At 61.7% G+C, this 25,525-nt stretch carries 25 protein-coding genes and 2 riboswitches; of the genes, 18 read left to right on the top strand and 7 right to left on the bottom strand.

Going from position 1 to position 25,525, the window contains the following annotated elements; all coding sequences use genetic code 11:
* The first annotated feature begins 40 nt into the window (after positions 1 to 40).
* The 6 genes from MU551_RS20720 to MU551_RS20695 all read left to right on the top strand — a co-directional run bounded on the left by MU551_RS20720 (position 41) and on the right by MU551_RS20695 (position 5,746).
* Positions 41 to 358, top strand: coding sequence for a DUF3263 domain-containing protein (locus MU551_RS20720; RefSeq protein WP_247048445.1), 318 nt, complete (start codon positions 41 to 43; stop codon positions 356 to 358).
* 52 nt (positions 359 to 410) lie between these two features.
* The gene (locus MU551_RS20715; protein WP_247048444.1) at positions 411 to 1,031 is read left to right on the top strand and encodes a LytR C-terminal domain-containing protein; all 621 of its coding nucleotides are present in this window, start codon (positions 411 to 413) and stop codon (positions 1,029 to 1,031) included.
* Between the two features lie 176 nt (positions 1,032 to 1,207).
* Entirely contained in the window at positions 1,208 to 1,411 is a 204-nt protein-coding gene (locus MU551_RS20710; RefSeq protein WP_247048443.1) for a cold-shock protein, read from the top strand.
* Positions 1,411 to 2,682: an ABC transporter substrate-binding protein gene (locus MU551_RS20705; protein WP_308198331.1), complete on the top strand. Its 1,272-nt coding sequence runs from the start codon at positions 1,411 to 1,413 to the stop codon at positions 2,680 to 2,682. The genes MU551_RS20710 and MU551_RS20705 overlap by 1 nt, the downstream gene beginning before the upstream one ends.
* Positions 2,683 to 2,975: 293 nt before the next feature.
* Positions 2,976 to 4,604 (top strand): chaperonin GroEL, encoded by a 1,629-nt coding sequence (groL, locus tag MU551_RS20700; RefSeq protein WP_247048442.1) that lies wholly within the window; start codon positions 2,976 to 2,978, stop codon positions 4,602 to 4,604.
* 125 nt (positions 4,605 to 4,729) lie between these two features.
* On the top strand, positions 4,730 to 5,746 hold the full coding sequence (locus MU551_RS20695) for an RNase H family protein (RefSeq protein WP_247048441.1): 1,017 nt from the start codon (positions 4,730 to 4,732) through the stop codon (positions 5,744 to 5,746).
* 62 nt (positions 5,747 to 5,808) lie between these two features.
* Here MU551_RS20695 and MU551_RS20690 read toward each other — a convergent pair whose 3' ends face one another.
* From MU551_RS20690 to MU551_RS20665, 6 genes are all read right to left on the bottom strand, one after another.
* Positions 5,809 to 6,096: a WXG100 family type VII secretion target gene (locus MU551_RS20690; protein ID WP_247048440.1), complete on the bottom strand. Its 288-nt coding sequence runs from the start codon at positions 6,094 to 6,096 to the stop codon at positions 5,809 to 5,811.
* Between the two features lie 95 nt (positions 6,097 to 6,191).
* The gene (locus MU551_RS20685) at positions 6,192 to 7,667 is read right to left on the bottom strand and encodes a sensor histidine kinase (RefSeq protein WP_247048439.1); all 1,476 of its coding nucleotides are present in this window, start codon (positions 7,665 to 7,667) and stop codon (positions 6,192 to 6,194) included.
* A gap of 2 nt (positions 7,668 to 7,669) precedes the next feature.
* On the bottom strand, positions 7,670 to 8,380 hold the full coding sequence (locus tag MU551_RS20680) for a response regulator transcription factor (RefSeq protein WP_247048438.1): 711 nt from the start codon (positions 8,378 to 8,380) through the stop codon (positions 7,670 to 7,672).
* Positions 8,381 to 8,461: 81 nt separating this feature from the next.
* Entirely contained in the window at positions 8,462 to 10,117 is a 1,656-nt protein-coding gene (locus MU551_RS20675) for a DNA repair helicase XPB (protein WP_247048437.1), read from the bottom strand.
* 5 nt (positions 10,118 to 10,122) lie between these two features.
* Positions 10,123 to 12,630: a helicase-associated domain-containing protein gene (locus MU551_RS20670; protein ID WP_247048436.1), complete on the bottom strand. Its 2,508-nt coding sequence runs from the start codon at positions 12,628 to 12,630 to the stop codon at positions 10,123 to 10,125.
* A 10-nt stretch (positions 12,631 to 12,640) separates the two neighbouring features.
* Positions 12,641 to 12,871 (bottom strand): hypothetical protein, encoded by a 231-nt coding sequence (locus tag MU551_RS20665; RefSeq protein WP_247048435.1) that lies wholly within the window; start codon positions 12,869 to 12,871, stop codon positions 12,641 to 12,643.
* A 173-nt stretch (positions 12,872 to 13,044) separates the two neighbouring features.
* On the opposite strand from MU551_RS20665, the gene MU551_RS20660 reads away from it, so the two are divergent.
* Both MU551_RS20660 and MU551_RS20655 read left to right on the top strand, forming a co-directional pair.
* Positions 13,045 to 13,428, top strand: coding sequence for a cold-shock protein (locus MU551_RS20660; RefSeq protein WP_247048434.1), 384 nt, complete (start codon positions 13,045 to 13,047; stop codon positions 13,426 to 13,428).
* Between the two features lie 8 nt (positions 13,429 to 13,436).
* A complete protein-coding gene (locus MU551_RS20655) occupies positions 13,437 to 14,063 on the top strand; it encodes a DUF3027 domain-containing protein (RefSeq protein ID WP_247048433.1) in 627 nt (208 codons plus the stop codon).
* Positions 14,064 to 14,152: 89 nt separating this feature from the next.
* Here the strand turns inward: MU551_RS20655 and serC are convergent, their stop codons facing one another.
* Positions 14,153 to 15,283 carry a phosphoserine transaminase gene (gene serC, locus MU551_RS20650; protein ID WP_247048432.1) on the bottom strand — a complete coding sequence of 377 codons (1,131 nt, stop codon included), beginning with the start codon at positions 15,281 to 15,283 and terminating at the stop codon, positions 14,153 to 14,155.
* Positions 15,284 to 15,591: 308 nt separating this feature from the next.
* Between serC and MU551_RS20645 the strand changes: the two genes are divergently transcribed.
* From MU551_RS20645 to fdhD, 10 genes are all read left to right on the top strand, one after another.
* On the top strand, positions 15,592 to 16,287 hold the full coding sequence (locus MU551_RS20645; protein WP_247048431.1) for an iron-dependent transcriptional repressor DtxR: 696 nt from the start codon (positions 15,592 to 15,594) through the stop codon (positions 16,285 to 16,287).
* 151 nt (positions 16,288 to 16,438) lie between these two features.
* Positions 16,439 to 16,649, top strand: a riboswitch (cyclic di-AMP (ydaO/yuaA leader).
* Between the two features lie 3 nt (positions 16,650 to 16,652).
* The gene (locus MU551_RS20640) at positions 16,653 to 17,480 is read left to right on the top strand and encodes a M23 family metallopeptidase (protein WP_247048430.1); all 828 of its coding nucleotides are present in this window, start codon (positions 16,653 to 16,655) and stop codon (positions 17,478 to 17,480) included.
* A 129-nt stretch (positions 17,481 to 17,609) separates the two neighbouring features.
* Positions 17,610 to 17,787: riboswitch (cyclic di-AMP (ydaO/yuaA leader) on the top strand.
* Positions 17,788 to 17,791: 4 nt separating this feature from the next.
* Positions 17,792 to 18,505: a C40 family peptidase gene (locus MU551_RS20635; protein WP_247048429.1), complete on the top strand. Its 714-nt coding sequence runs from the start codon at positions 17,792 to 17,794 to the stop codon at positions 18,503 to 18,505.
* A gap of 100 nt (positions 18,506 to 18,605) precedes the next feature.
* Positions 18,606 to 19,364 (top strand): NlpC/P60 family protein, encoded by a 759-nt coding sequence (locus MU551_RS20630; protein ID WP_247048428.1) that lies wholly within the window; start codon positions 18,606 to 18,608, stop codon positions 19,362 to 19,364.
* Between the two features lie 493 nt (positions 19,365 to 19,857).
* On the top strand, positions 19,858 to 21,168 hold the full coding sequence (locus MU551_RS20625; protein WP_247048427.1) for a hypothetical protein: 1,311 nt from the start codon (positions 19,858 to 19,860) through the stop codon (positions 21,166 to 21,168).
* Positions 21,169 to 21,407: 239 nt separating this feature from the next.
* Positions 21,408 to 21,908, top strand: coding sequence for an HNH endonuclease (locus MU551_RS20620; protein ID WP_247048426.1), 501 nt, complete (start codon positions 21,408 to 21,410; stop codon positions 21,906 to 21,908).
* 73 nt (positions 21,909 to 21,981) lie between these two features.
* The gene (gene mobA, locus MU551_RS20615) at positions 21,982 to 22,614 is read left to right on the top strand and encodes a molybdenum cofactor guanylyltransferase (protein WP_247048475.1); all 633 of its coding nucleotides are present in this window, start codon (positions 21,982 to 21,984) and stop codon (positions 22,612 to 22,614) included.
* Between the two features lie 59 nt (positions 22,615 to 22,673).
* A complete protein-coding gene (locus MU551_RS20610) occupies positions 22,674 to 22,976 on the top strand; it encodes a DUF6457 domain-containing protein (protein ID WP_247048425.1) in 303 nt (100 codons plus the stop codon).
* Positions 22,973 to 24,439, top strand: coding sequence for a molybdopterin molybdotransferase MoeA (locus tag MU551_RS20605; RefSeq protein ID WP_247048424.1), 1,467 nt, complete (start codon positions 22,973 to 22,975; stop codon positions 24,437 to 24,439). The genes MU551_RS20610 and MU551_RS20605 overlap by 4 nt, the downstream gene beginning before the upstream one ends.
* Positions 24,440 to 24,522: 83 nt before the next feature.
* Positions 24,523 to 25,395 (top strand): formate dehydrogenase accessory sulfurtransferase FdhD, encoded by an 873-nt coding sequence (gene fdhD / locus MU551_RS20600; RefSeq protein WP_247048423.1) that lies wholly within the window; start codon positions 24,523 to 24,525, stop codon positions 25,393 to 25,395.
* The last annotated feature ends 130 nt before the right edge of the window (positions 25,396 to 25,525 follow it).

The following is a 25,525-nucleotide window of genomic DNA, read 5'->3' as shown; positions in this document are numbered from 1 at the left end:
GAACCAATTGCATTCATCAGGACCAGCAAAGGACCGTGCCGTGGCCGAACCCGTACAGGATCATCTGCTTCAGCAGGTACAGCCCGCAGGGCAGCCTCGCAGCGACTTTTCCCTGAGTGATCGGGAGCAGCAGATGCTCGCATTGGAGCGGCAATGGTGGAAGTATGCAGGCGCCAAGGAACAGGCCATTCGGGAACTGTTTGACCTCTCGGCTACGCACTACTACCAGATCTTGAATGCACTCATCGATACGGAAGCTGCTTTGGCGCATGACCCGATGCTCGTGAAGAGACTGCGTAGACTACGTACGTCACGCCAGCGGGCACGTACTGCACGCCGCCTGGGTTCGGACGCCTAAAGTGAGCCAGCGCTGAGCAATCGGCGAATACCAGCAAGGACACCGTTCAATCATGACCAAGTACGCACGGGATGAATTTGACAGGATTCCGGAGGCATCGTCGCGCCAAGGTGTCCACCGCGTGGCTGCTGGCCCTGCCAAGCGTAAGCTGGGCCCCATACTGACTGTAGGCGTAGCCGCGTTGGCGGTTGGACTGGCGGCATTCCTCCTCTTCCCCAAACTTGGAATTTCCACTGCGGATCCATTAGCCATGTTCGGACGATCCGCCTCCGAGTCCACGCCGGGGGAGGCAGGCGCCATCCCTTCAACGCCTGAGCCGTCCCAGAGCCCGGCTCCTCTGGCTACCACCTCGGAATCCAATCCGCCGTCTCCAACTCCACAACCGACCACTCCGCTGGTTGACAAGAGCCAGCCTGTCGCGGTCTACAACGGCACCGCCACAGCAGGATTGGCCGGACGGATAGCCGGGCAGATCCAGACGGACGGGTGGACTCCCGATCCAGTAGGTAACTGGGGCGGCCTGCCGCAGCAGACCTCCGTTATTTACTACAACGGCGAAGCCCGGAAAGCGGCAGCGGCGGCTTTGGGGACACTGCTCAAAATCCCCACCCTGGTGGATTCGGCAGAGTTTCAACAGCCTCTCGTGGTGGTTCTCGGACCGGGCTACGAGTAAGTCTCAGTTAGGCCTGAATAACTATTGGGCACCATTCGGCCAGCCGCCGGACAGCGGGCCACGGGGTTGGCTACAGTGATTAACGACGCATCGAAGTACGGGCGGCACAGGGACGGCAATAAGGCGACCGCAGCACATTGACGTGGGCCGGAAGCAGCAATGAAAGTGTGGACAACATGGCTCTGGGAACCGTCAAATGGTTCAACGCCGAAAAAGGCTACGGCTTCATCACCGTGGACGGATCCGGGGATGACGTCTTTGTCCATTGGTCCGCCATCGAGGGCGACGGCTACCGTGCCCTGGAAGAGGGCCAGCGTGTGGAACTGGAAGTGGGCGAAGGCGAGAAGGGCCCGCAGGCAGAGAACGTCCGGCCTGCCTAGTGGGGACCGAACGAACCGCGGTCAAGGCTGTGATGATTGCAGGCGTCTGCCTGGTGCTGACCATGACAGCCTGCGCGGGCCAGGCGGGAAACGTGCGTCTGGCACGGTCCGAGGCAAGCGGTGACGGAACCCTGCGGATCGGCTTTATCCTGGACAACGTCGGCGAGCGGTCGTTCCTCAATGATTCACAGCGGGCGGCCGCCCGGCTTGCGGTTCAGGAAATCAACGCTGCAGGCGGCCACAAAGGCAAGCCCGTAGAACTGCTGCCGGAGAAGGTCAATGAGGATGCTTCCGGACAGGCAAGGGAACTGGTTGCCGCCAAGGCAGACGTCGTGATCGGGCCAACCGATTCCAGCCATGCAGGGGGAGCGATCGACGTGCTCGCCCGTGCGAAAGTCACCCTGATCTCGCCGGCCAACACCGCAATGGCACTGAGTAAATACAAGAGCGGGGGCTACTACTTCCGCACCGCGGCGGCCGACGTCGCGCAGGCTTCGGTGCTGGTCAAGCTCGCCAAGGACGGCGGTGCCCGCAGTGTGGCCGTGGTCCATGAAGCAGGCAGTTACGGCGCCGACGTTTTGGGCGCGCTGAAGTCGGCAGCCGGCCAGGCCGATCTGGACATTGCCGTGGATGCTGAATTCAAGCCGGGGGATGCCCGGGCGGCCGCGGCGAAGGTCAAGGACTCAGCACCCGACGCCGTGGTGCTGGTTGCGCGCGGGGGTGCCCTCGGAGCAATCGCCGAACTGAACAATGCGGGCCTGGGCGGGAAGAAGCTGATCCTGAGCGACGGAGCAGTGGACCAGTATGGCTCGAAACTTGGTTCCAGAGCCCTGGATGGCTCCCGGGGAGTGCTCCCGGGGTCTTTCCCGTCCGCCCACTTCCAGGGAGAGCTGGTGGCAGTCAACCCAGAGCTCAAGGACATGACCTTTGCCGCAGAAACCTATGATGCTGTAAATCTGGCAGCCATCGCCGCGGCGGCAGCCCAGGATGACGCCGGCACATCCATCGCCTCGCACCTGCTTGCCGTCTCAGGAGGCCGCACCGCGGGCGAAGCCAAGCGGGCGGCCGACGCACTGGTCTGCAAGAACTATCAGGAGTGTGCAGCGGGTATCCGGTCGGGGAAGACAGTGGATTACGACGGCGAATCGGGCGCCATTGCTTTTGACGCCAGCGGCGACATCACCAGTGCCAATTACATGGTGTTCACCTATGGGGCGGATAACAAGGCCAAAATGTCCGGCATTGAGTCGGCAGCCAGGAACGCAGGCTGATCGCTGGCAGCGAAGCCTGGCCCGCTATTGCACCGTTCTGGCTGCTCCTGCTTGCACTCTCCCCAGTGGAGTGCTAATTATTGAGTTAGCACTCCTATGTATCGACTGCTAATGCGGTGCCCGGTTCAGGCCGGTCGCCGGGTACGGAAGCCGGACACAGGAGCGGAAGAAATACCTGACTGGGGTGAGATTCCAACCATTGGTGTACAGAGGCCAAGGGGGAAGGATCGTCCGTCGCGGGCACCACAGCTGGGTTCATTCTTAACGACTGTCCCGAAAGGACCACTGCCGTTATGGCCAAGATCATTGCATTTGATGAAGAGGCACGCCGCGGCCTCGAGCGGGGCCTGAACATCCTCGCCGACGCCGTCAAGGTCACCCTCGGCCCGCGTGGACGCAACGTCGTCCTCGAAAAGAAGTGGGGCGCCCCCACGATCACCAACGATGGCGTGTCCATCGCCAAGGAGATCGAGCTGGACGATCCTTACGAGAAGATCGGCGCCGAGCTGGTCAAGGAAGTTGCTAAGAAGACGGACGACGTCGCTGGCGACGGCACCACCACGGCAACTGTGCTGGCACAGGCCCTGGTCAAGGAAGGCCTGCGCAACGTAGCCGCCGGCGCGGACCCGCTGTCGCTCAAGCGCGGCATCGAGAAGGCAGTCGAAGCGGTAACCCGCGAGCTGCTGGACCAGGCCAAGGAAATCGAAACCAAGGAAGAGATCGCAGCCACGGCTTCCATCTCAGCCGGTGACGACGAAATCGGTGCGCTGATTGCAGAAGCCCTCGACAAGGTGGGCAAAGAAGGCGTCATCACTGTCGAGGAGTCCAACACCTTCGGCCTCGAGCTTGAGCTCACCGAGGGTATGCGGTTCGACAAGGGCTACATCTCCGCGTACTTCGTCACGGACGCAGAACGCCAGGAGACCGTCCTGGAGGACCCGTACATCCTGGTGGTCAACTCCAAGATCTCCAACGTCAAGGAACTGGTTGCAGTCCTGGAAAAGGTCATGCAGTCCAACAAGCCGCTGCTGATCATTGCCGAGGACGTAGAGGGCGAAGCCCTGGCGACGCTCATCGTCAACAAGATCCGTGGCACCTTCAAGTCCGTAGCCGTCAAGGCCCCGGGCTTCGGCGACCGCCGTAAGGCGCAGCTGGCCGACATCGCCATCCTCACCGGCGGACAGGTCATCTCCGAGGAAGTCGGGCTCAAGCTTGAGAACGCCGGACTGGAACTGCTGGGCCGCGCCCGCAAGGTCGTTGTCACCAAGGACGAGACCACCATCGTTGAAGGTGCAGGCGACGCGGACCAGATCGCCGGCCGCGTTTCGCAGATCCGCGCCGAGATCGAGAACTCGGATTCGGACTACGACCGCGAGAAGCTGCAGGAGCGCCTGGCCAAGCTGGCCGGTGGCGTTGCAGTCATCAAGGCCGGTGCCGCAACCGAGGTTGAACTCAAGGAACGCAAGCACCGCATTGAGGACGCTGTCCGCAACGCCAAGGCTGCCGTTGAAGAAGGCATCGTCGCCGGTGGTGGCGTTGCTCTGATTCAGGCTGGCCTTAAGGCATTCGCCAACCTGCAGCTCGAGGGCGACGAGGCCACAGGCGCCAACATCGTCCGTGTTGCCATTGACGCCCCGCTGAAGCAGATTGCTTTCAACGCTGGCCTCGAACCGGGTGTTGTGGTTGACAAGGTCCGCGGCCTGCCCGCTGGCCACGGCCTGAACGCAGCAACCGGCGAGTACGTCGACCTGCTGGCTGCCGGCATCAACGACCCCGTCAAGGTAACCCGCTCTGCTCTGCAGAACGCGGCCTCCATCGCCGGTCTGTTCCTCACCACCGAGGCTGTTGTGGCCGACAAGCCGGAGAAGAACGCTCCGGCCATGGGTGGCGGCGACGAGATGGGCGGCATGGGCGGTTTCTAACCCCCTGCTCTAGCCTGAATATCAAAGGTACGGCCCCCTCTGTTGAGGGGGCCGTACCTTTTGTCTATGGCTTGGCGGTGTGCGGGAAAGCTGTTAGTGGCGGCCTGTTCTGGCAGGATGTTCAGGTGACGATAATTGCAGCAGCCGACGGTTCGGCTTTAGGAAATCCTGGTCCAGCCGGATGGGCCTGGTTCGTAGATGAGGATTGCTGGCGAGCCGGAGGTTGGCCGCATGGCACCAACAATCAGGGCGAGCTCATGGCTGTGCTGGATTTGTTCCGTGCCACGGCGCATTTGCCCGACGAAGACCTGCGGATTTTGTGCGACAGCCAATATGTCATCAACTCGGTCACTAAATGGATGCCGGGGTGGAAGCGCAAGGGCTGGCGAAAGGCCGACGGCAAGCCTGTACTGAACGTTGATCTCTTGAAGGAGATTGATCAGGCCCTCATAGGTCGCAAGTACTCCTTTGAATGGGTTCGTGGACATGCCGGACACGCGCTGAACGAAGCAGCCGATGAGCGGGCCAGGGCAGCAGCTACCGCGTATCAGCAGGGTATTGCAGTCCGGAACGGCCCGGGATTCGAAAGCTTCGCGGGGTCTGAAACCCTCACAAGAGGACCTGAAGACATCCGCCAGCCTGATCTTCGGAAGGCACTCCCCGCAGTGGCAGTGCCTCCGAAAGCCGGAACATCGGGAGCTAACCCCTCCCACGGCTACGGGGAGGCGGCACTCTACGAGGAGCCTGACCTTTTCAGCGAACTCGACGCAGATCCCTTCGCCCTGCAATCGGTCGCCGAGTCTGCCCCGGAAGCCATTGTCGAGGAGCTTGAGCGGGAATTGCTCACTCCGGAAGCCCGGGCAGACATCGGGCGCACTGGAGTCTTGCTGCACCGGGACTTCACGGAGATCGGAAGCTCAGGCAGGCTCTGGACCCGCGACGCCATGATGACAGAGCTGGAAGAGAATCCAGGGCTGCGGACTGAGCTGGAGCTTCTGGCAGCCGACCGGATCTGCTCGACCGCTGTATTGCTCACTTATCGGGGTCATACGCGGGCCGGGACCACGCTCCGCAGCTCCCTTTGGGTTCTTGAAGGGACCCAATGGCGGATCCGTTTCCACCAGAGCACCAACGAAGTTTGAGCTCCCAGAGGCCGGCTTGGCTTCTTTCCGCAGTGCCGCCCGTGCTTAACTGAAGCGCTGGCTTAACTGAAGCGCTGGACGTTGCCTTGCTCAGCCTGGGCGTAACTGGCAGCCGCAGAACTCAGGGCAAGATTTATGGATGCCAGGGATGCCTCCACTTTGCCTTGGGTCAGAGTCCATTCGGTGACAAGGGACTGGAAATTGGTGGCTGCTGAACCCCGCCACGTCGCCTGTAGCTCGTCCAGGCCGCGTTTCATTGTCTGGACATCGGCACTGATGCGGTCCACCGTGGCCTTGACGTTTGCTGACTTGACTTGGAGAAGTTCGGTATCGACGGAAATGATGCTCATGGCAATGCCTCTCGACGCTTGTTGGTAACTAACAAGACCGGTTGTCCCAGCCCACGCATCGAGCCTACGAAGACGGCGGACGCCACTGCCATTGCCTATCCCTCTATGTGGATAACCTCGACGGCATCTTTCGTCTCGGCCGGATCGTCATGGTGCGGGAGGCTGACAACCAGGGTGGCGCCTCCTCCTTCGGTGTGTTCAACCCTGACGGTTCCGGAATGTGAGCCGACGATTGCAGCCACAATGGCCAGCCCCAGGCCGCTGCCTCCCGTTTCGCGGGTCCTTGAGGTGTCCGCCCGATAGAAGCGCTCAAAGATCCTGGGTGCCTCCTCGTCGGGGATTCCTGGTCCATGATCCCGAACTTCAATAACGGAGCGCTGGATACCCTCAGCGTCAGTCCTTACGCCCACTGCGAGCTCAATCGGCGTGCCTTCAGGGGTGTATCGAAGGGCGTTACCCACAAGATTTCCGACAACCTGCCGTAACTTGGCCTCGTCTCCCAGAACGGGTGCTGGCGCTGCCGGGCCACCGTCGAGCCCCAGCAGACTGATATCCCGCTTCCGTTGGCTGGCCTGGGTGTCCACCACAGCGTCGTGGGCAACAAGCATCAGGTCAACGGGCTTTTGTTGCAGTGGCCGCTGCTCATCAAGGCGAGTGAGGAGCAGAAGGTCCTCCACCATGCTGCCCATTCTCTTGGCTTCGCTTTCGATCCGGCCCATAGCCGTGCCCACATCCTCCTGGGAAGCCAGGGCGCCGTGACGATACAGCTCAGAGAAGCCGCGGATGGTAACCAAGGGTGTGCGGAGTTCGTGAGAGGCATCTGCTGCAAAGCGCCGCATGCGTTCTTCTGATGCAAGGCGGGCAGCGAAAGCAGATTCGATGTGGGCAAGCATCGCGTTGAGCGAGCTTGCCAGCCTGCCAACCTCGGTACCGGGGTTTTCAACGTCCACTCGGCGTGAAAGATCTCCGGCAGCGATCGCCGCAGCTGTTTTTTCGACCCTTCCCAAGGGCCGGAAGGAGCGCGACACAGTCCAGGTGGCTATGAAGAACGCCAGCACCAGTGTCAGGAGCCCCACGCCGACGACCACCAGCACGGCATGCTCCATGACTTCGTCCACTGGAGCCAGCGGAAGGCCCACGATCACCACCGCATTGCGCTGGTTTCCATCCAGGACGTTAACGGCGACGACCCTCCAATTGCCGCCGTCTGTCCCGCGCACCTGGAACGGGACATTCTTCCGCGAGTCAGCCTGGGCGGGAGAAATATTCTCGATGTCAGGCCGGGAAACTTTGCTGCCGCCGAACGGGAAGGGCTGCTGCCCGGGGCTATAAAGAATGAGCGAGTAGTCGGTGGGTACAGACGGGTTCTGTTCCTGCAACTGGCTGAATGACTGCTGCCGGCGCGCCGAGTCGAGGGCCGCTTTGAGCTTGTCATCCACCTGGCCCTGCAGATAGCTGTGCAGCAGTGTCAGGGTTCCAGCCCCGGTGACGGTCAACGCGACCAGCATCAACGCCATCATGATGGCCACGAGTTGCGACCTAAGGGAGGCCGACTTCCAACGGTGCAGCAAGGTCAGCGCTTCTCGGCCGTTCGCAGTACGTATCCGACGCCGCGCTTGGTCTGGATGAGTGCCGCGGCATCGGGGTCGATATCTACTTTGCGGCGCAGATAGGAAATGTAGGATTCCACAATCGAGGCGTCTCCGTTGAAGTCGTACTCCCATACATGATCCAGGATCTGGGACTTGGAGAGCACCCGGTTCGGATTGAGCATCAGGTAGCGCAGAAGCTTGAATTCCGTGGGGGAGAGCTCAATAACCGTGCCGCCCCGACGGACTTCGTGCGCGTCGTCGTCGAGCTCGAGATCGTCAACGCGGATGACCGCGTCATCGTCGATCAGTGGCTGGGTGCGCCTCAGGACAGCCCGGATGCGGGCTACCACCTCATCCAGGCTGAACGGTTTGGTGACGTAGTCATCGCCGCCAACCGTCAGCCCTGTCACTTTGTCTTCCGTATCGTCCTTCGCGGTCAGGAAAAGTACGGGGAAGTGTTTGCCGGCAGCCCGAAGACGTCGCGTGACAGTAAAGCCGTCCATATCAGGCAGCATCACGTCGAGGACGGCGAGATCCGGTGCATGGAGCTCGGCTGCAGCCAAGGCATCCCGGCCGTTTCCGGCGGAGACCACTTCGAAGCCTGCAAATCGAAGCGACGTGGACAGCAGCTCACGAATGTTCGGTTCGTCGTCGACAACAAGGAGCTTGGCTTCGGGCCCATTCTTTTTCATACTTCCCATAATGCTCCCAGTGTCTGGGAGTTTTCTGGATAACAGCAGTATGTTTCATGGTCACGCCGAGGCCTCGGACCATCAGGCTTCTTGGGGGTTCCTGCCGACATCCTTAGCGTCCATGATCCTGTAGGCATAACCCTGTTCGGCCAGGAAACGCTGCCTACGGGCGGCGAAATCCTGGTCCAGTGTGTCCCGGGCAACCAGGGAGTAGAAACGTGCCGAGCGACCGTCCTGTTTCGGCCGGAGGAGCCGGCCAAGACGCTGGGCTTCCTCCTGCCTGGAGCCGAAGGAACCTGAAACCTGAATTGCCACAGAGGCTTCTGGCAGGTCTATGGAGAAGTTCGCCACTTTGGAAACCACCAGGGTTGTGAGCTCCCCGGACCTGAAGGCGTCAAACAGCTTCTGCCGCACCCGCACAGGCGTCTCACCCTTGATCACAGGTGCCTGGAGCCTCTGCGCGATGTCGTCGAGCTGATCGATGTACTGTCCGATCACCAGCAGCTGCTCGCCCTGGTGCAGGGCCACTAGATCCTCCACCAGTTGGGTTTTCGTTTCTGAGGTCGCGCACAGGCGGTACTTGTCGGCGTCGTCGGCCATGGCATAGGCAACGCGCTCATCGCGAGGAAGATCAATCCGGACTTCGACGCAATCCGCGGGAGCAATATAGCCTTGGGCCTCGATGTCTTTCCAAGGCGCGTCATAGCGCTTGGGACCAATCAGGCTGAAGACCTCGCCTTCACGGCCGTCTTCGCGGACCAGGGTGGCGGTGAGGCCCAGGCGGCGCCTTGCCTGGAGATCAGCTGTCATCCGGAAAATCGGAGCGGGCAGCAAGTGGACTTCGTCATAAATGATGAGGCCCCAATCATTTCCATCTACGAGTTCCAGGTGTGGGTACAGGCCACCTCGCTTCGTCGTCAGGACCTGGTAAGTGGCGATGGTGACCGGCCGTACCTCCTTGACGGCCCCCGAATACTCGCCGATCTCCTCCTCGGTCAGTGACGTCCGCTTAAGCAGTTCGTCCTTCCATTGCCGGGCCGCTACGGTGTTGGTCACCAAAATGAGGGTGGTGGTGGAACTGGTGGCCATTGCCGCTGCGCCCACGATTGTTTTTCCCGCCCCGCAGGGAAGTACGACGACGCCGCTGCCGCCGGCCCAGAAGTTTTCGGTCGCCAACTGCTGGTAAGGCCTGAGCTTCCACCCCGTCTCGTTGAGCAGGATGGGATGAGGGGTGCCGTCAACATAGCCGGCGAGATCTTCGGCGGGCCAGCCGATTTTGAGCAGCAGTTGCTTTAGCTGCCCCCGGGCGGACGAATGGACAACCACCGTCTCGCCGTCAATCCGGGGCCCGAGCAACGGCTGGATCTTCTTCGCCCGCGAGACCTCCTCGAGAACCGGGTAGTCATCGGTCCGCATGACCAACCCGTGTTGCGGATCCTTCTCCAGGCGCAGCCGGCCGTACCTGGACATCGTTTCCTCGACGTCCACCAGCAGAGAGTGCGGAACGGGGAACCGTGAATACTTCAGCAGCGTATGGAGGACCTGTTCGGCGTCGAGTCCCGCGGCGCGGGCATTCCACAGTCCCAGAGGGGTGAGGCGGTAACTGTGGACGTGTTCGGGAGCCCGCTCCAACTCGGCAAACGCCGCAATAGCGTGCCGGGCCTCCGTGGCAAGTTCGTGGTCCACCTCCAGGAGGATGGTTTTATCGCTCTGGACGATTAACGGGCCGTCAGACACTGGTGCTATTCCTCTGCTGGTTCAACGTCGATAATGCGGTGGATGGAGAGAACCCGCTCGATTTCTTTGTGGGGGTCGAACACGCGGACCCTGCCGCCGGATACAGCTACCGGAACAACCGTTTCCCTGTTCGCATTCCCGAGGTTGTCCACGATGTTCATCGTGACCCGTTGCTTGAGCCGGATCGCCTTCTGGAGCGTCTCCAGCCCGAGTTGCGTGACTTCTTCACTGTTATTGCGCCCCTCTGGAAGGCCTTTCGTCCGCGAGTCCCCTGAGACGGTTGACTGCCGGCCGCCGTTTTCACTGCGGTCCTGCCGGAGAACCGCGAGCTGGGCGTTTACGTCCGATTCCGGTGGTGCTGTCCGCGGCGCCGTATATACAGGTATGCCGCTGCCGCCCACCGCTGTGGTGCGCCGCAGCCGGACGGTTGCGGTCTCTTGGTCTTCCAGCGCCGGGGAGAGACCCAAGCCCCGCAGAACCTGGGCGGTCTCCCGGGGAGTGGCGGACGAAACGAGGACTGTCGGGGCGAGCCGGACCAGACCCAGGCCGGACGCGTTGGAGTTGTTGAGCAGCTCCAGGAGAGTGTCTTCATCATCGGCCTGGATGTAACTGGCCGCCGCGCCAACACGCAGCTTCCCGTGCCTGGCGGCGGTATCTTCCACCAGATACTGCAGCGGCTGGGGGACCGCCGTGGCCGAATGACTGTGCAGGAATTCCATGATCAGGCGTGCGTCCATGCCGGCGTCGAGGGCCCGGCGGATTGAAGGAACGGAGAACCGGTAGATGGTTGCCGGTCCCTGACCCTCGGCGTCTGCCATCAGGAGGAGCTTTTCGCTGAGTTCCGGCGCAAGATAGCCAGGCGCGACGGCCGTAAGGTCCGCTTGCAAGAGCACATGGTTCAGGGCTGCTGGCAGGTGCTCTCCCAGGATGCCGAGAGCATCGTCAGCCTGGCCTGAGGCCATCGCAGAACCAAGTTGACTGAGTGCCCCGGATCCGATCAGGCCCAACATCTCAGCCTCGGCCAGGACGCCCCGGATCAGGGAGCCGAAGCGCCGGGCCATTCGGGGCTGGGCCCATTCGGCGCGCTCCAGGACGGCATCAGCATCGAGTACCGGGGCCTTTCCGTCAGGCGCAGCAGCCTCGATGGTCAACTCATGCAGTATCTCCAGGATTCGCTTCCGCACGATCGGGGCGTCGGGGCGCTGGGCTTCCGCCGACAGCGCGTTGATGACGTTGCCCGCCGCTCCGCGGTTTGTCGCGGCTCCTTGAGCTGACATGGGTTGACCCACGAGCGAAGGAGCCCGTTCACTGGCCAGCCAGGCATTAACGAGCCACAGCCACTGCTCCTGGCGGGGAAGGGCGAGCCACTCCAGCTGCGGGGGTTGAACCCACGAGGAACTGTCGACGTCGAGCCGTAAGAGCCCGGCGAGGGCACATAGCTCAACGAGGAGGTTGGCTTGATGCAGTTCAATCCTCAGCGCCTCCGCAAGGCGCCTCATCTCGCGAACCCCAACGCCGCCACTGCGCAGGGTCACCAGGGGTTGACCGCGGATGACGAAGAGCAACTCGCCGGTCAGACGAAGGGTCTCGGCGATCGCACCAAGGGCGGCGTTCCTGCGCAATGCCGACGTGGTGAACCCGAGTTTCGGGACCGGTGGCGTCAGGGTGAAGTGCTCGATAATTGCCCCTCCGCGGAGCGACATGCCCACGCTGTGGGGGAGTTCCACGTGGGCAGCGTCCAGGGGGACGAGCAAGCCCCGGGCCAAGAGCCAGTCGACAGGCCCGACGTCGTGACTTTCGTTTGCCAGTGATGTCCGGCGTTGTGCCTGGGGAACAGCTCCCATGGCCCAGTTTCCAAACCGTGCCAGCAGCGCTGTGGTCCGGCCTGGTGCAGCGGCAAGGATCTCCTGCAGCGCCTCGGGCGACGAGGTCCAATGCTGCAGGGCCAGCGCTGCATCCATGGGGGTGGTGGCCGGATGGATCTCTGCGCCTGCTGCCCGGAGCTCTGACACGATCTGGACGACGCGTTGGGAAAAGGCCGGTTGCAGGCGGACCAGTTCGGTGTAGCTGCGACCCAGCCCTGCCGGATAGATTCCGACGACGTCCCTGAGGCTCCCAACGGGGAGATAGAAGCGATGTCTGGTGCCCGCAGATGGGGTGCCGTGGGGAGGTTCGGCGCGTTGCACCAGTGCCAGCTCCTGAAGCGAGTGCAGCAGCTGTTCAATCACCGAGACGGTGGAACCTGCAATCACTTTTTTCAGGACCGGAGCGGAGGCGCTGTGGCCGGTGTCAGTGTTGGTGCACAGGTGCAGTGCCTCCAGCACCTGCATCTGGGGGCGGTTCAGCCGCTCCAAGGCACGCTGGACACTGACCCTGCCGCTGGCTCGCGCCGCCAAAGCCGCAAAATCCGGTACGCCAGGGGAGATAAGGTCCGGTCGCGCGGAGAAGAGAGCCCGCAACGATTCATCGCTGCGCGCCTCCAATTCCTTGCTGAGCGCGCGAATAAGGGACATCAGTCCAACGTTACCGCCCGGGGGACTTTCCTGCCCGCCGGCGGACCACTCCGTCTGCAATCAGGGCCAACATCAAGAGGAACGCGAGGGGCAGGCCGTACAGCGCCGCCGAAGTAATCCAGACGGGGGCAACTATGCCTGTAAAAGCCAGGGCCATAACGGCGCCCACAGCAATGAGGGACAGAATGGCCACGGCAGCGGCGATTATCTGGAAGGGCCGCTGGAAGCGGGAGGGAATCATGAACGCAACGCTAACAGCCAGGCGCCCGAGGGCTGAAAGCAGGAAACACGGGCCCGGCAGGATAATGTTGACGTAACAGACCAATATGGATCAGGCGTCATGCCCAAACCCGCCAACTACGCGGAGGCGGAGGCCTGTTTCCCAGTCGCAGAAGAACGAAGAAGGTTGATTGCATGCCCACCGGCAAGGTCAAGTGGTACGACAAGGACAAAGGTTTCGGTTTCCTTGCAGGGGAAGATGGCCAAGAGGTGTTCCTGCCCAAATCTTCGCTGCCTGAGGGCATCACGGAACTTAAGGCTGGAACCCGTGTTGAGTTCGGCGTGGCCGACGGCCGGAAGGGCGCCCAGGCCTTGGGTTTGCGTGTCCTGGACAAGACGCCTTCCATCGCCAAGGCGAAGCGCGCCAACGCCAAGGACCTGGCGCCTATGGTCCAGGATCTGGTAACGGTTCTGGACAACCTGTCGGGAACGCTCTCCGCCGGGAAGTATCCGGAGGGTAACAAGGGCAAGGCCATTGCGGCTGCCCTGCGTAAGGTTGCCGACGAGCTGGACGCCTAGGCCTCCCAATGACTTCGGAATCCGATCAGACTGAATCAAAGCCTGCGAAAAGACGTACAGGCGTGCCGGTCTGGCGTACCGGAAAACCCGATGCCCTTCTGGCTGCGGCCGTGGATGTTGCCCGGACAGCAGTAGAGGGGATCGCACCGGCCTCCCAGATCGGCAGGCATATGGCTGCCCGGACGGAAGGGGACCGTGTTGTCACCCACCTTTTCGAATCGAAGCTGGCAGGCTACCAAGGGTGGCAATGGTACGCCGTTCTGACAAGGAACTCCCGGTCCAAAACCATAACCGTCAACGAACTTGGACTGCTTCCGTCAGAAGATTCAATTCTTGCCCCCGAGTGGGTTCCTTGGGCGGAGCGGGTACGCCCGGAAGATGCCCGCCAAGACGATGAGCCCGACAACGAAAACCATCCTGGAGATGGGGACGCCGGGATTGACGCTGCGGCGGAGGGTCTGATCGCTGCAGCAGTGGCTGACGTCGTGCCGGAAGTTGCTGATCCAGAGACTGGGCGCTCAGCAGAATCCCCTGAAGCCTTGGACGAGGCAGGGCCCTCTGATGAGGCCGCCGAGCCATCTGATAAGACCGAGCCATCTGACGAGGCCGCCCCTTCCGACGAGGAAACCGTTTAGCCAAAGACGGCGACGGCGCCGCCAGGCGTAAACCCGGGCGGCGCCCGCGGACGCTGGCCTTGATGTATGGCTACAGGACTTTCAGACTGCTACTTCTTCAGTTCAGCAACGACGTAATCGATGCTTGCCAGCAAAGCGGTGATGTCATCAGGTTCGATGGCCACGAACGTGGCGATCCTCAGCTGGTTGCGTCCCAGCTTGCGGTAAGGCTCGGTATCAACGATCCCGTTGCCGCGGAGCACCTTGGCAATTGCGGAAGCGTCGATGGAGTCATCGAAGTCGATGGTGGCTATGACGTTGGAGCGGTCCTCAGGATTGACGACGTAGGGTGTGGCGTACTCGGAAGCTTCAGCCCAGTCATAAATCCGGCCAGCAGAGTCTGCTGTCCGTTTTGCAGCGAAGTCCAAGCCTCCGTTGGCGTTGAGCCACTGCACCTGGGCGTCCAAAGTCACCAGCGTGGCCAGCGCAGGGGTGTTGTAAGTCTGATTGAGCAGGGAGTTGTCGATTGCCGTCTGGAGGTCGAGGAAATCGGGGATCCACCTGCCGCTCGCCTTAATACGAGCTGACCGCTCCAAGGCAGCCGGCGAGAACAGCCCGAGCCACAGGCCGCCATCGGAGGCAAAGTTCTTCTGCGGCGCGAAGTAGTAGACGTCGGTCTCGGCCACATCCACGTCGAGCCCGCCCGCAGCGGAAGTTGCGTCCACCAGGACGAGGGAACCTTCATCAGCCCCGAGGACACGCCTGACGGGGGCGGCAACACCAGTGGAGGTTTCATTCTGGGGCCATGCATACACATCAACGCCGGCCTCAGCAGCAGGGGCGGGCCGGGTGCCGGGCTCAGCCTTGATGATGGAGGAGGGCTCAAGGAAGGGCGCCTTGTTGGTGGCCGCGGCAAATTTCGAACCGAACTCGCCAAAGGACAGGTGCTGGGCTTTCCGTTCCACCAACCCGAATGCCGCGACATCCCAGAATGCTGTGGAACCGCCTACGCCCAGGATGACTTCGTAACCCTCCGGGGCCTGGAAGAACTCACTCAGGCCTTGACGGACGGATCCAACGAGGTTCTTTACAGGTGCCTGGCGGTGGGAGGTTCCCAGCAGGGTTGCCGAAGCCGCGGCCAGTGCATCCATCTGCTCCGGGCGGACCTTGGACGGGCCCGCACCGAACCGTCCGTCCTTGGGTAGGAGGTTGGCGGGGATAGTGATGCTGGTGTCGCTCACAATGGCTCCAATTTTCGACTTTGGACGTAGGAGATGGCCCGGCAGGTAACGGTTGCTGCAACAAAGACTCCCGTTTATTCTGCCTGACGGAGCCCATTGACGGAATTTGACCGTCACACTCCGGTCATGACCAACGGAGTCGCCCATTGCTTGGCAGAGATTATCCGGAGTAGTTCAAAATACGTTAAGCTGGCCTGACGTACAGCACCCGGGCCGGGTTGCGTTGCGGGGGCCCTGGGACCGCCGGCACGGTCTGGCACGAGGTACGGCTGACGACGCAAGATACTGAGCTCGAGGAGCTGAGCTGGATGACGGATCTGATCGATACAACCGAGATGTATCTTCGGACGATTTTGGAGCTTGAAGAAGAAAACATTGTGGCCCTTCGTGCCCGCATTGCAGAGCGCCTGCGTCATTCGGGGCCTACGGTCTCGCAGACCATTGGGCGCATGGAGCGGGATGGGCTAGTGGTTGTTTCGGGCGACCGGCATCTGGAGTTAACCGTAATAGGCCGGAAACGCGCTACCGAAGTTATGCGCAAGCACCGCCTGGCCGAGCGCCTGCTTGCCGACGTGATCGGTCTGGACTGGGCATACGTCCACGATGAGGCATGCCGCTGGGAGCATGTAATGAGTGAGCGGGTTGAGCGCCGGATCTACGAAATGCTCAACCATCCAACGGAATCCCCCTATGGAAACCCGATCCCCGGACTCGCAGCCCTGGGTGGGGAACCCTCGCAGCCCTTCAGCGACGGGGCCGTTAATCTTCTGGTGGCAATGTCCACTTACCGGGCCAACTCCAATGTCAGGATCAGCAGGCTTGCCGAACCGATCCAGGTGGAGCCGGAACTACTTGTTCAGCTCGACGAAGGTGGAATCCGGCCCGGCGCAACCATTTCACTAGAGCGCGTGGGCGAGTACATCTCAGTGCGCGTGCCGGACATCGAAGGTGCGCTGGAATTACCGCCCGAAGTTGCGGCTCACGTGTTTGTTACCGTCAGCTGACGTCCTCATCAGCCACTGAGCAGGACAGCGGGCCTTTGGGGGCAGACCAAATATAACGAAATTATTACTGCACTATTTAATCGCCTATAGTTGAGCACTAGCGCCGACACTAAAGCGTTACCTGATCTGGAGCCGAGCTCTGCCAGCAGATCAGGTGCACGAGTCACCTACTGGCAGAGGCGGGGGAACCACAACCGGCTGTTGAGAAACAGCCTCGGGGTGAAGTCCGCCAGCAGCAAGCACACCAACGAAGGTCCCTCTCAGGGATCCTTTGTGCCGGAATGCTTGCATGGCGGACCGGATCTTTGCACTCTCTGATCCGAATCCGACAGCTAACTTCGCAGGCTATCCAGAGAGGAAGACCTTTGACCACCCAGAACGCCAGGGGCCGTCGCCGTGCGACAGGTCCTGCTTTGGAGCCGCGAGTATCCGAAGCTGTCACCGCCGCTGGCCGTCCCCGGGACCTGCACCGGGACGCTCGCCGCAGACGCAGCCCCTTTCGTCAGGTCACAGAATTCGCGGGAGCCAGTGGTGTAGGACAAAAAGCCGGCATCGCCCTGGCAGCCACAGGATTGATCCTCACTGTCACGGTTCCGGCCACAAGCCCTCTGGCAGCCACCGGCGAAATCGGCTCCACGGGAGCTGTGCTTTCCGCCTCGGTCCAGCCTGAAGTCTCCGCAGCTGCGGGCGCGAAGGTTGATTTCAGCCGTACTGCCGTCTCCACCACCGGTGATCCTGACGGCAAACTCAAGCAACTCCTGAGCGCACAGTCCGCTGGCACCGTTAGCCGGGCGGCTTCCGCCGGAAGCCTGGGAACTCCGCTGGATTCCCTTATTACTGCCTCCCCCTTCGGTTACCGCGTCAGCCCTATCACCGGTGGCTACGGTGAATTCCACCGCGGCCAGGACTTTGCGGCACAGTGCGGTACCGCCGTCCACGCAGCAGCGAGCGGCACAGTCACCTTTGCGGGCTGGCATCCCTTCGGAGGCGGAAACCGTGTGGTCATCGATCACGGCAACGGGCTTGAAACCACGTACAACCACTTATCCTCATTCAATGTCAACGTGGGCCAGACGGTAAGCCGAGGCGACACCGTGGCGCTCAGCGGGACCACCGGCGCGTCCACTGGCTGCCACCTCCACTTCGAAGTGATGGTCAATGGCGAAGTTGTTGACCCCATGGGCTGGCTCTGACTTAGACGATGGATTACTCTCAGTTTCCTGTGACATGCCGTGACCTGAATGTGACATTCAATCCAAAGTCCTGTACCGTCTAAACCACGCCAACTTTTCCGAAGTTGGCGCTCTTGAGTGGATTGCCTAACTCTGCCACCGCTCAAGGTCCGTTCGCATTACATCGTCTGGCAGAGGCGGGGGAACCAATTTTGGTCTTCGCAAGAAGACCTTGGGGTTAAGTCGCGAAGCTTCTCAGGAAGCCAAGTGGCCGGGTGACTCCCATCCGAATCCGACAGCTCACCTCGTAGGCATTGGGAGAGGCTACTTTCGTGTCTTCACGCCACAATGCTGCGCGCCACCGTGCTCAATCGGTGCGCATGAACCCCTTGGGTTCCGTGTCTAAAGCCGTTGCTAACAACGCGGGAACCTTTGGTCGCCAAGCTGCTGTCGTTGCAGCTGCTTCAGGGCTCATTCTTGCTGCCGGCCTGCCAGCCAATGCAGCGGAGGGCAATCCTGGAGTTGCCGCCACCGCGGAATCAGGCTCACAGTCCACCCAGATCGCGGTAACCGCCGAGCCGACCGCCAAGGTTGTGTTCGAGCGTCCGTCCGTGACCACCGAGGCAGCGCCGAAGATCGAGACTGTCAAGGCACAGTCCGAGGAGCCGGGAATCGAGCTGGCTGCCACCACCGAGAAGCCGGCCGCCTCGTCAGCGGCTGCATCGGGCTTGGCAGCAATCGCCTACACCGGCATCGGCAGCCCCTACCTGTGGGGCGGCACCACTCCCAGTGGCTGGGACTGCTCAGGCTTTACCCAGTGGGTTTACGCCCAGGCCGGCATCAGCATCCCCCGTACGAATGCCTGGACGTCCATGACGCCCACTTCCACTCCCGCCCCCGGTGACCTGGTCATGCAAAACGGCGGTGCCCACGTTGGTATCTACGTTGGCAACGGCATGATGATCAGCGCGCTGAACCCCTCGCAGGGCACGCTCCTGCACGCGGTGTCTGCAACAGGCACCTCCTCGTTTTACACCCTTCGCTAAGTAACCCGTTCGGGGCGTTCCGGCCTACCCCCAAGATGCCGGAGCGTCCATAGCCCACGGCCTGCCCCGCGGTCCGAGGAATACGAAAGAGAGAAAATTAATGACTACACGTGCAACCATTGCACGGCACCGCGCCGAGGTCACCAAGACCAACTCGCTGGCTGTCATTGCCAAGTCCGTCGGCGACAACGCCGGTGGTGTGGGCCGTCAGGCTGCGGTTATCGCTGCTGCCTCCGGCCTGGTCCTGACCAGTGGAATTGCCGCCAACGCGGCAGACACCAGCGTTCAGCGCGAATCCACCTCTGCGTCCACCCTCGAAGTGAAGTCCGCCACTCCGGCGACAATCTCAGCTGCTTCCACGATTGCTATCTCCTACGAGAAGCCTGCTGTCTCAACCACGCCGGCTCCTGTCGTCGAAGCACCCAAGCCCGTCGTCGAGGTGCAGGAAGCCGCCCCGGCAGCGCCCGTCGCCGCCAACGCGTCTGTCGCAGCTGCCGTCTCGGCTCCTGCCGCCCCCGCAGCCTCAAGCGGCCTGGGCGCTTCGATCGCCGCCGCCGCGTATGCACAGCTCGGCGTTGCCCAGGACTGCACCATGCTGGCAACCAACTCCCTGGCTGCCGTCGGCATCAACTACCACGGCTGGCCGGCAGGTTACCTGTCCCTCGGCCGCACGGTCAGCGCTGCCGAAGCTCAGCCCGGTGACCTTGCGTACTACGAGAACGGCGGAATGGGCATGGCCCACATCGCGGTTTACGTCGGCAACGGCCAGGCAGTTCACGGTGGCTGGAATGGCGGAACCACTGCCCTGTTCAGCGTCAACGTCGGCTCCGGCCCGGTCTTTATCCGCGTAGGCGGCTAACGACACCAAAAGTTTGAGTTACAAGCCAGCCATTTGACGCTCCTGGTGTCATTGGCTGGATGAGGGGATTGGGGTCGGTTTATACCGGGCTCGATCCCCTCTGCTTTTCTCGAAAGAAGCACCCGGCAACTCCGTTGTCCGGGAGTTACGGCACACGCTCAATGCGTCCTTGCCCGGAGCTTCGCCGGAAGGCGCTGCTGCCACACCCCATCCCTGTCATTTATGGCCGGGATTGGAATACGACGGATTCTGCAATCGAGCACAATCATGTTCGGTACGAATCTTCGACCATATATTCGGTGTATCCCAACCGATCCCTGCTGCGCTTCGAGCGTGATTTCCCAAGCAGAGCCCTGCCGGACCTGCGGCAATCTTCTGAAGCAGTCCTTGTGATTACTTGAGCACTGCTTCCTAAACCGAAAACACCCACTGCGATGACCCATACCCTCATCCAGACCAATTCGCTCGGCCAAACCCCCAGTAAGGAAGAACGATGAAACATCCCAAGCATTTGAGCACCAACAGCAAACCCATTGATCGCCGGTTCTTTATCGCCGGCGCCGGGGCTCTCGCAGTATTCGGCGTCACAGCTGCCGCCGATCCCGATGGTCACGCGTGGGGACTCCACCGCCAGACGGACGCATCCACTCCCACGCCTACAGAAACCCCTACCGCAACCCCCACAGCAAGCCCCACAGAGCCTGCTTTGACAGATACTGGAACGGTGATGCGGCCTTCCGGTCCTGAGTATGTCCGCTACGAAGATCTGTTCGTGCCCGGTGATTCTCTCCAGAGCGTTTTCAACAAGGTGCCTGCTGGAAAGATCATCACTTTTCCCGCGGGTGAATTCACTTGGACGGACTTCAGGAGCCCAACGGGGTGGCATGACGGAATCCGCCTTCCTGTGGGATTGAAAGGTATCGCTGGATCGGGTGTGGGTGTCACACGTTTCCGGATGATTCCCAACTCGTCAACCCAAGCGCACGTGGAACCTTCCAGCGGGACCAACCCGCTGTTCATGTGGTTTATGGCCAACGGCAGTCAGTCACCCGTATTCCAAGACTTTAGTTTCATAGGAACAGAGCAGGGGCATCACTACAACGGCTTCGGTATCGCCAACACACCGAACGCCACGTTCCGGCGCATCAAGTTCCACGGCGCCAACCGGGGCTATGCAAACTACCCACCCGGCGAGACATTCAGCCTCGGCCAGAACTACTGCAACAACATGCTGGTTGAGGATTGCGAGTTCGACAACCGCGATGCCGTGACAGGGCTCCGTGTTGGCGCCTCGGCTCTGGGCTACAACAACTCCCGTGATGCCGTCGTCAAGCGTGTTTATGCCCATCACGGTATCTCCGGAATGGTGACCTTCTGGAAGACGGAGAACATCTACACCGAGGACCTCCACACCTGGACCCAAGGTACGGGCGGCGGTTCGTTGACGTCGTGTGGAATCAATCACGAAAACACCACCGGCGTGATCCGCCACATACGCCCGAAGCTGATCGTTGCGGGGCGCTACTCAGATCAGAAGCTCACCGAGGATAGCGGGCTGCATCTGTCCTTCGCCAATTCCTATTCGGATCTGCTGGACGCGCAAATCCACGATCCCATCTTTGACCGTAGCGAAAATTCTCCCGGCTCGTTGTCGATCATGGTCCCGGACGTCTACCCGACCCAGCAAATCAGGACCATGCCAAAGGTGTTCTTCGGCGGCGTCCAGGCACGCGTCTTCGACAGAAACAATATGGGCGACATCTCGGGTGTGACACCCCGCAACGGTTGGTTCCGGTACCACTAAGACCACGGCCGGCTGCAAAACCACAACCGGACACTTCGGAATGGTCCCTGCCACTGCGGCAGGGACCATTCTGCCGTTCGCGGCAATCCGGAGCAGGCAACACGGTCCTGGTTTCCCAACCGGATTCGGCAATTCGGGCATTCAGTGTTTACTCTGGTGATGTCGATCCTTAGCCCGGACATGCCGAGGGCAGCCGGCCCTCGTGCCCCTGACGGGTGCGGCCGTGAAGAGGTATGCGCATGCGCACACTCGTTCTGAATGCTGGATATGAACCGCTGGCGGTAGTCACCTTCCGCCGGGCGCTGGTGCTTGTGCTCGCTGGAAAAGCCAGTGTTGTGGCCGAAGGCGACGATCCCGTCGTCGGACCGCAGGAGATCCTGGGCCGGCCATCCGTGATCCTGCTTAACCGCTATATCCGGCCACGGTACAACACTGCGACGGCAGTGAGCCGGCGGGGGGTGCTGCGCCGTGACGGACACCGCTGCGCCTACTGCGGCAAAGCTGCCCACACGATAGATCACGTCCACCCCAAGTCCAGGGGCGGCGCTCATTCATGGGACAACCTTGTGGCCGCCTGCCTGCGTTGCAACAACGCGAAGGGGGACCATACACCTTCCGAGATGGGCTGGAAGCTGAGGTTTTCGCCTGCACCTCCGGTAGGCACAATCTGGCAGATCAAAGAGCTTGAGAAACCAACGCCCGAATGGGATCCGTTCCTGCTCCCGGAATCCGCAGCCTAGGGATTTCCACAGACCTCCCGGCGGCGTTGCCTTGTAGCCTTCACAGGCCGCATAGGCTTATCTTGTGGAACCAATGTCTGCGGCCTTTGATGCCGTAATCCTGGCCGGTGGCCGTTCCTCCCGTCTGGGCGGTGTGCCCAAATCGGGGTTGATGTACGACGGCGAAACCCTCCTCGCGCGGGCCCTTCGAGCCGCGGAAGGAGCGGCTAAGACTGTTGTGGTAGGTCCGGACCCAGGGGTACTGCCGGCAGGAGTCCTGGCGTGCAGGGAGGACCCGCCGTTTTCAGGTCCAGCGTCAGCGATTGCAGCAGGGCTGGGAGCCCTGGCCGAGGACCCTAGCGGAACGCCGGCCCCGCTCACCCTGATCCTGGCGTGCGACATGCCTCACTCAGCAGCCGCGGTTCAGGTACTTCGGAGAAACGTGGACGTCACCGCTGCCGGAGCCAACCATGCTTCGGGCAGCGACGGAGTGATGGCGGTGACCCAAGAGGGCAGGAAGCAGCCTCTTGCGGGACTTTACCGGACTGATTCGCTGTTACGCGCCGTCGACGAGGCCCATCTGCGGGGCGGCCTAAGGGACGCCTCCGTTTTCTGGCTCCTTGCTAGGCTTGACGTGAGGCTGGTTACCGTTCCTTCGGGATCCACGGACGATGTGGACACCTGGGACGATGCCGCCGCACTAGGGGTGTCCAACCGGGAGCAGTAAAGGCCAGGCTCAGACCGGTTGTGGTGCCCACAACGACAGGTGATTTTTGGAGGCAGTTCGTGAAAAGCCAGGATGAAACGCTGGAAGAGTGGTGCCGGGCGTTGCTTCAGGCCTTCGAACTGGAGAACGTTGAAGTGGACATCAACGAAGTACTCGCGGTGGCCGGAGTGGCCGCGCACTCCATCGTCCGGCCCGCCGCCCCGCTGACCACGTTCATTGCCGGTTTCGCGGCTGGCCTGGCATCTGGTTCCGGGCAGGCCAATGATGCACATTCAATGCAGGCAGCCCTCGGCGTTGCCCGCACCGTTGCCAAGGACTACGCAGGCGGGCCGCCGGCAAACACCGGAGTTCCCAGCGCATGACAACGGGTCTTCCGGAGGCTGAGGGGGAAAGCCTCTCAGACCCTTCCCACCCTTACGCAGAAAATGAAGTGCCCGACGACGGCAGCAGCCGGACTCCCCAGCATCTTGCGCACACCTGGCAAGAGGCCAGGCAGGCCTCCTTCGACTGCGCCGCTCCCATTCCGGCCGGGCCGGTGAGGCTCGCCGACGCCATCGGCAGGACATTGGCAACGGACGTCGTGGCCCTGCAGGACATCCCGCATTATGCGTCGTCGGCAATGGACGGCTGGGCGGTGAATGGCACAGGACCCTGGATACTCTCGGAACCGGGACAGCGGTTGGCTCCGCATGAGGCCAGCCCAATTGTTACCGGAGGACTTATCCCGCCCGGTGCGAAAGCGGTGCTGCGGAGTGAAAGCGGAGTTCTGACAACGGACGATGAGGGGCTTCCTGTCCTGGCTGTAGGCGGCGGGGCACGTCCAGGTGAACCACGGAACGGCCAGCACATCCGTAAGGCGGGGGAGGAGGCCTTAAGCGGTGAGACCCTTGTCCAGAGCGGCACGGTCCTGAACCCCGCCCACATTGCTCTTGCCGCCCTGGCAGGCCATGACACTGTCGAGGTCCTGGGCAAACCGGTGGTAAAGCTGCTTCTCACGGGCGGGGAGGTGGTCAGCAAAGGCCTGCCCGCGCCTGGGCAGGTTCGGGATACCTTTGGACCGCAACTTGCCTCCGTCGTGGCCATGCTCGGGGGAATCTGCGCTTCCCAGGCCAGGATTGGGGACGGCTACGCCGATTGGCATGCGGGCCTGGAAGACAGCATTCCTGAACCTGACGGCGGCCTGCCTGCCCCCGAAAGCCTCCCTGCCCCGGAAAGCTTGCCGGCCGACGTCGTCATCACCACAGGAGGCACCGGACGCAGCGGCACGGACCATCTACGGCAGGCCGTCGCCGATCTGGGCGGACGACTCCTGATCGACGGGGTGGCTATGCGGCCCGGGCACCCGGTGGTACTCGCCGAACTGCCGGATGGCAGATTCGTCCTGGGCCTGCCAGGAAATCCGCTGGCGGCGATGCTGGCCCTGTCGACCGTGGGGGCACCCCTTCTGGCGGCCCTTGGACACCAGCCCATGACTCCCGTCAGCGAAGTCCCCAGCGGGACGACGATCGAACCGGACCCCGGGCGAACGCGGCTGGTGCCGTACAGATTGCTCTATGGCATGGCCTCGCCGGCGAAACATGCGGGGCCAGGCATGATGCGCGGACTTGCCTCCGCTGACGGCGTACTGGTGGTACCTCCCCATGGGGTGCAACTCGGGGAGCTGGTTCCGGCTTTCGCATTGCCATGGGGCGCCGGCGTTGCAGCCCCTGGATCCGTTGCCGATGCGGGAGCCGGAAAGCCAGCAGGGAAACAGTCCGTCAAAAGGACTGCCAGGAAAAGTGCAGCGGCGGATGGACCGGTGGACTGGAGTGCACTCCTGGACTGACCGTTTCCTTCTGAACAGGACTCGCTGGCATAGCCCGCCCGCGCTTGCAATGATGGAGATATGAACGAAAGTCAGGGCTGACCATGGGACGCATGAGCGTACGCCGCAAAATTCACAAGTTCGTCATGGACGGCTCTGCGGGTGCAGTTGACTTCCCTGTTCGGCATAAAGAGGACGTCCTGGCCGTCGAGGAGCCTCTGGAGATCCGGCTTGGATCTCTTTCTTTCTCCGTAACGATGAGGACCCCGGGAAATGATTTTGACCTCGTGGCAGGTTTCCTCGTTTCCGAGGGTGTCATCTGGGACCCGGATCAGCTCGTCTCATTGAGGTTCTGCGCCGGCGAAGACGAGAATGGCGTGCAGACCTTCAACGTGGTGGAGGCGCAGTTGCGGCCTGACGTGGCAGTTCCGGAAACCGGGAGGAACGTCTACACATCGAGTTCCTGTGGCATCTGCGGCACAGACTCCATCGAGGCGGTAAGGAAATCGTCCCGGTTCAGCCCGGCGGCAGACACCATGTCGATACCGCTCGGCACCCTCACTTCCCTTCCCGATCGGCTTCGCGCGGCCCAGTCGCTGTTTGACGCGACAGGGGGAGTCCATGCTGCCGGTCTCTTCCGGATACAGGAGGACGGCGACGCTGAACTCCTCTGCCTCCGGGAAGACGTGGGACGTCACAACGCTGTGGACAAAGTTGTGGGCTGGGCGTTGAGGGAGCGACTCCTTCCGCTCGCCGGCACAGTATTACAGGTCTCGGGCCGGGCCTCCTTTGAGCTTGTCCAAAAGGCTTCGTTAGCCGGAATCCCTGCCCTGGCAGCGGTGAGTGCTCCGTCCAGCCTTGCTGTTGAACTGGCTGAAGCAAGCGGAATGACGCTGGTGGGTTTCAGCCGCGCGACCAGCCTTAACGTTTACGCGGGGGAGCACAGGATCACGGTTCCGACGCCGCTGGCAGGATAGGATCCGGGGTTGGTAATACACTTTCGGACAAGTAGATTTTATCCATCGAATGGAAACTGTCTTCTGCCCACGGGAAGGTGACTGGATCGCAAGCAAACTGAAGGTCACGTTCCAGCCACAGACTTTTCCA

The sequence above is a fragment of the Arthrobacter rhizosphaerae genome, assembly GCF_023062595.1.
Classification (GTDB): domain Bacteria; phylum Actinomycetota; class Actinomycetes; order Actinomycetales; family Micrococcaceae; genus Arthrobacter; species Arthrobacter rhizosphaerae.
The sequence above is the reverse complement of the archived record's forward strand: the minus strand, read 5'-3'. Positions and strand labels throughout refer to the sequence as shown.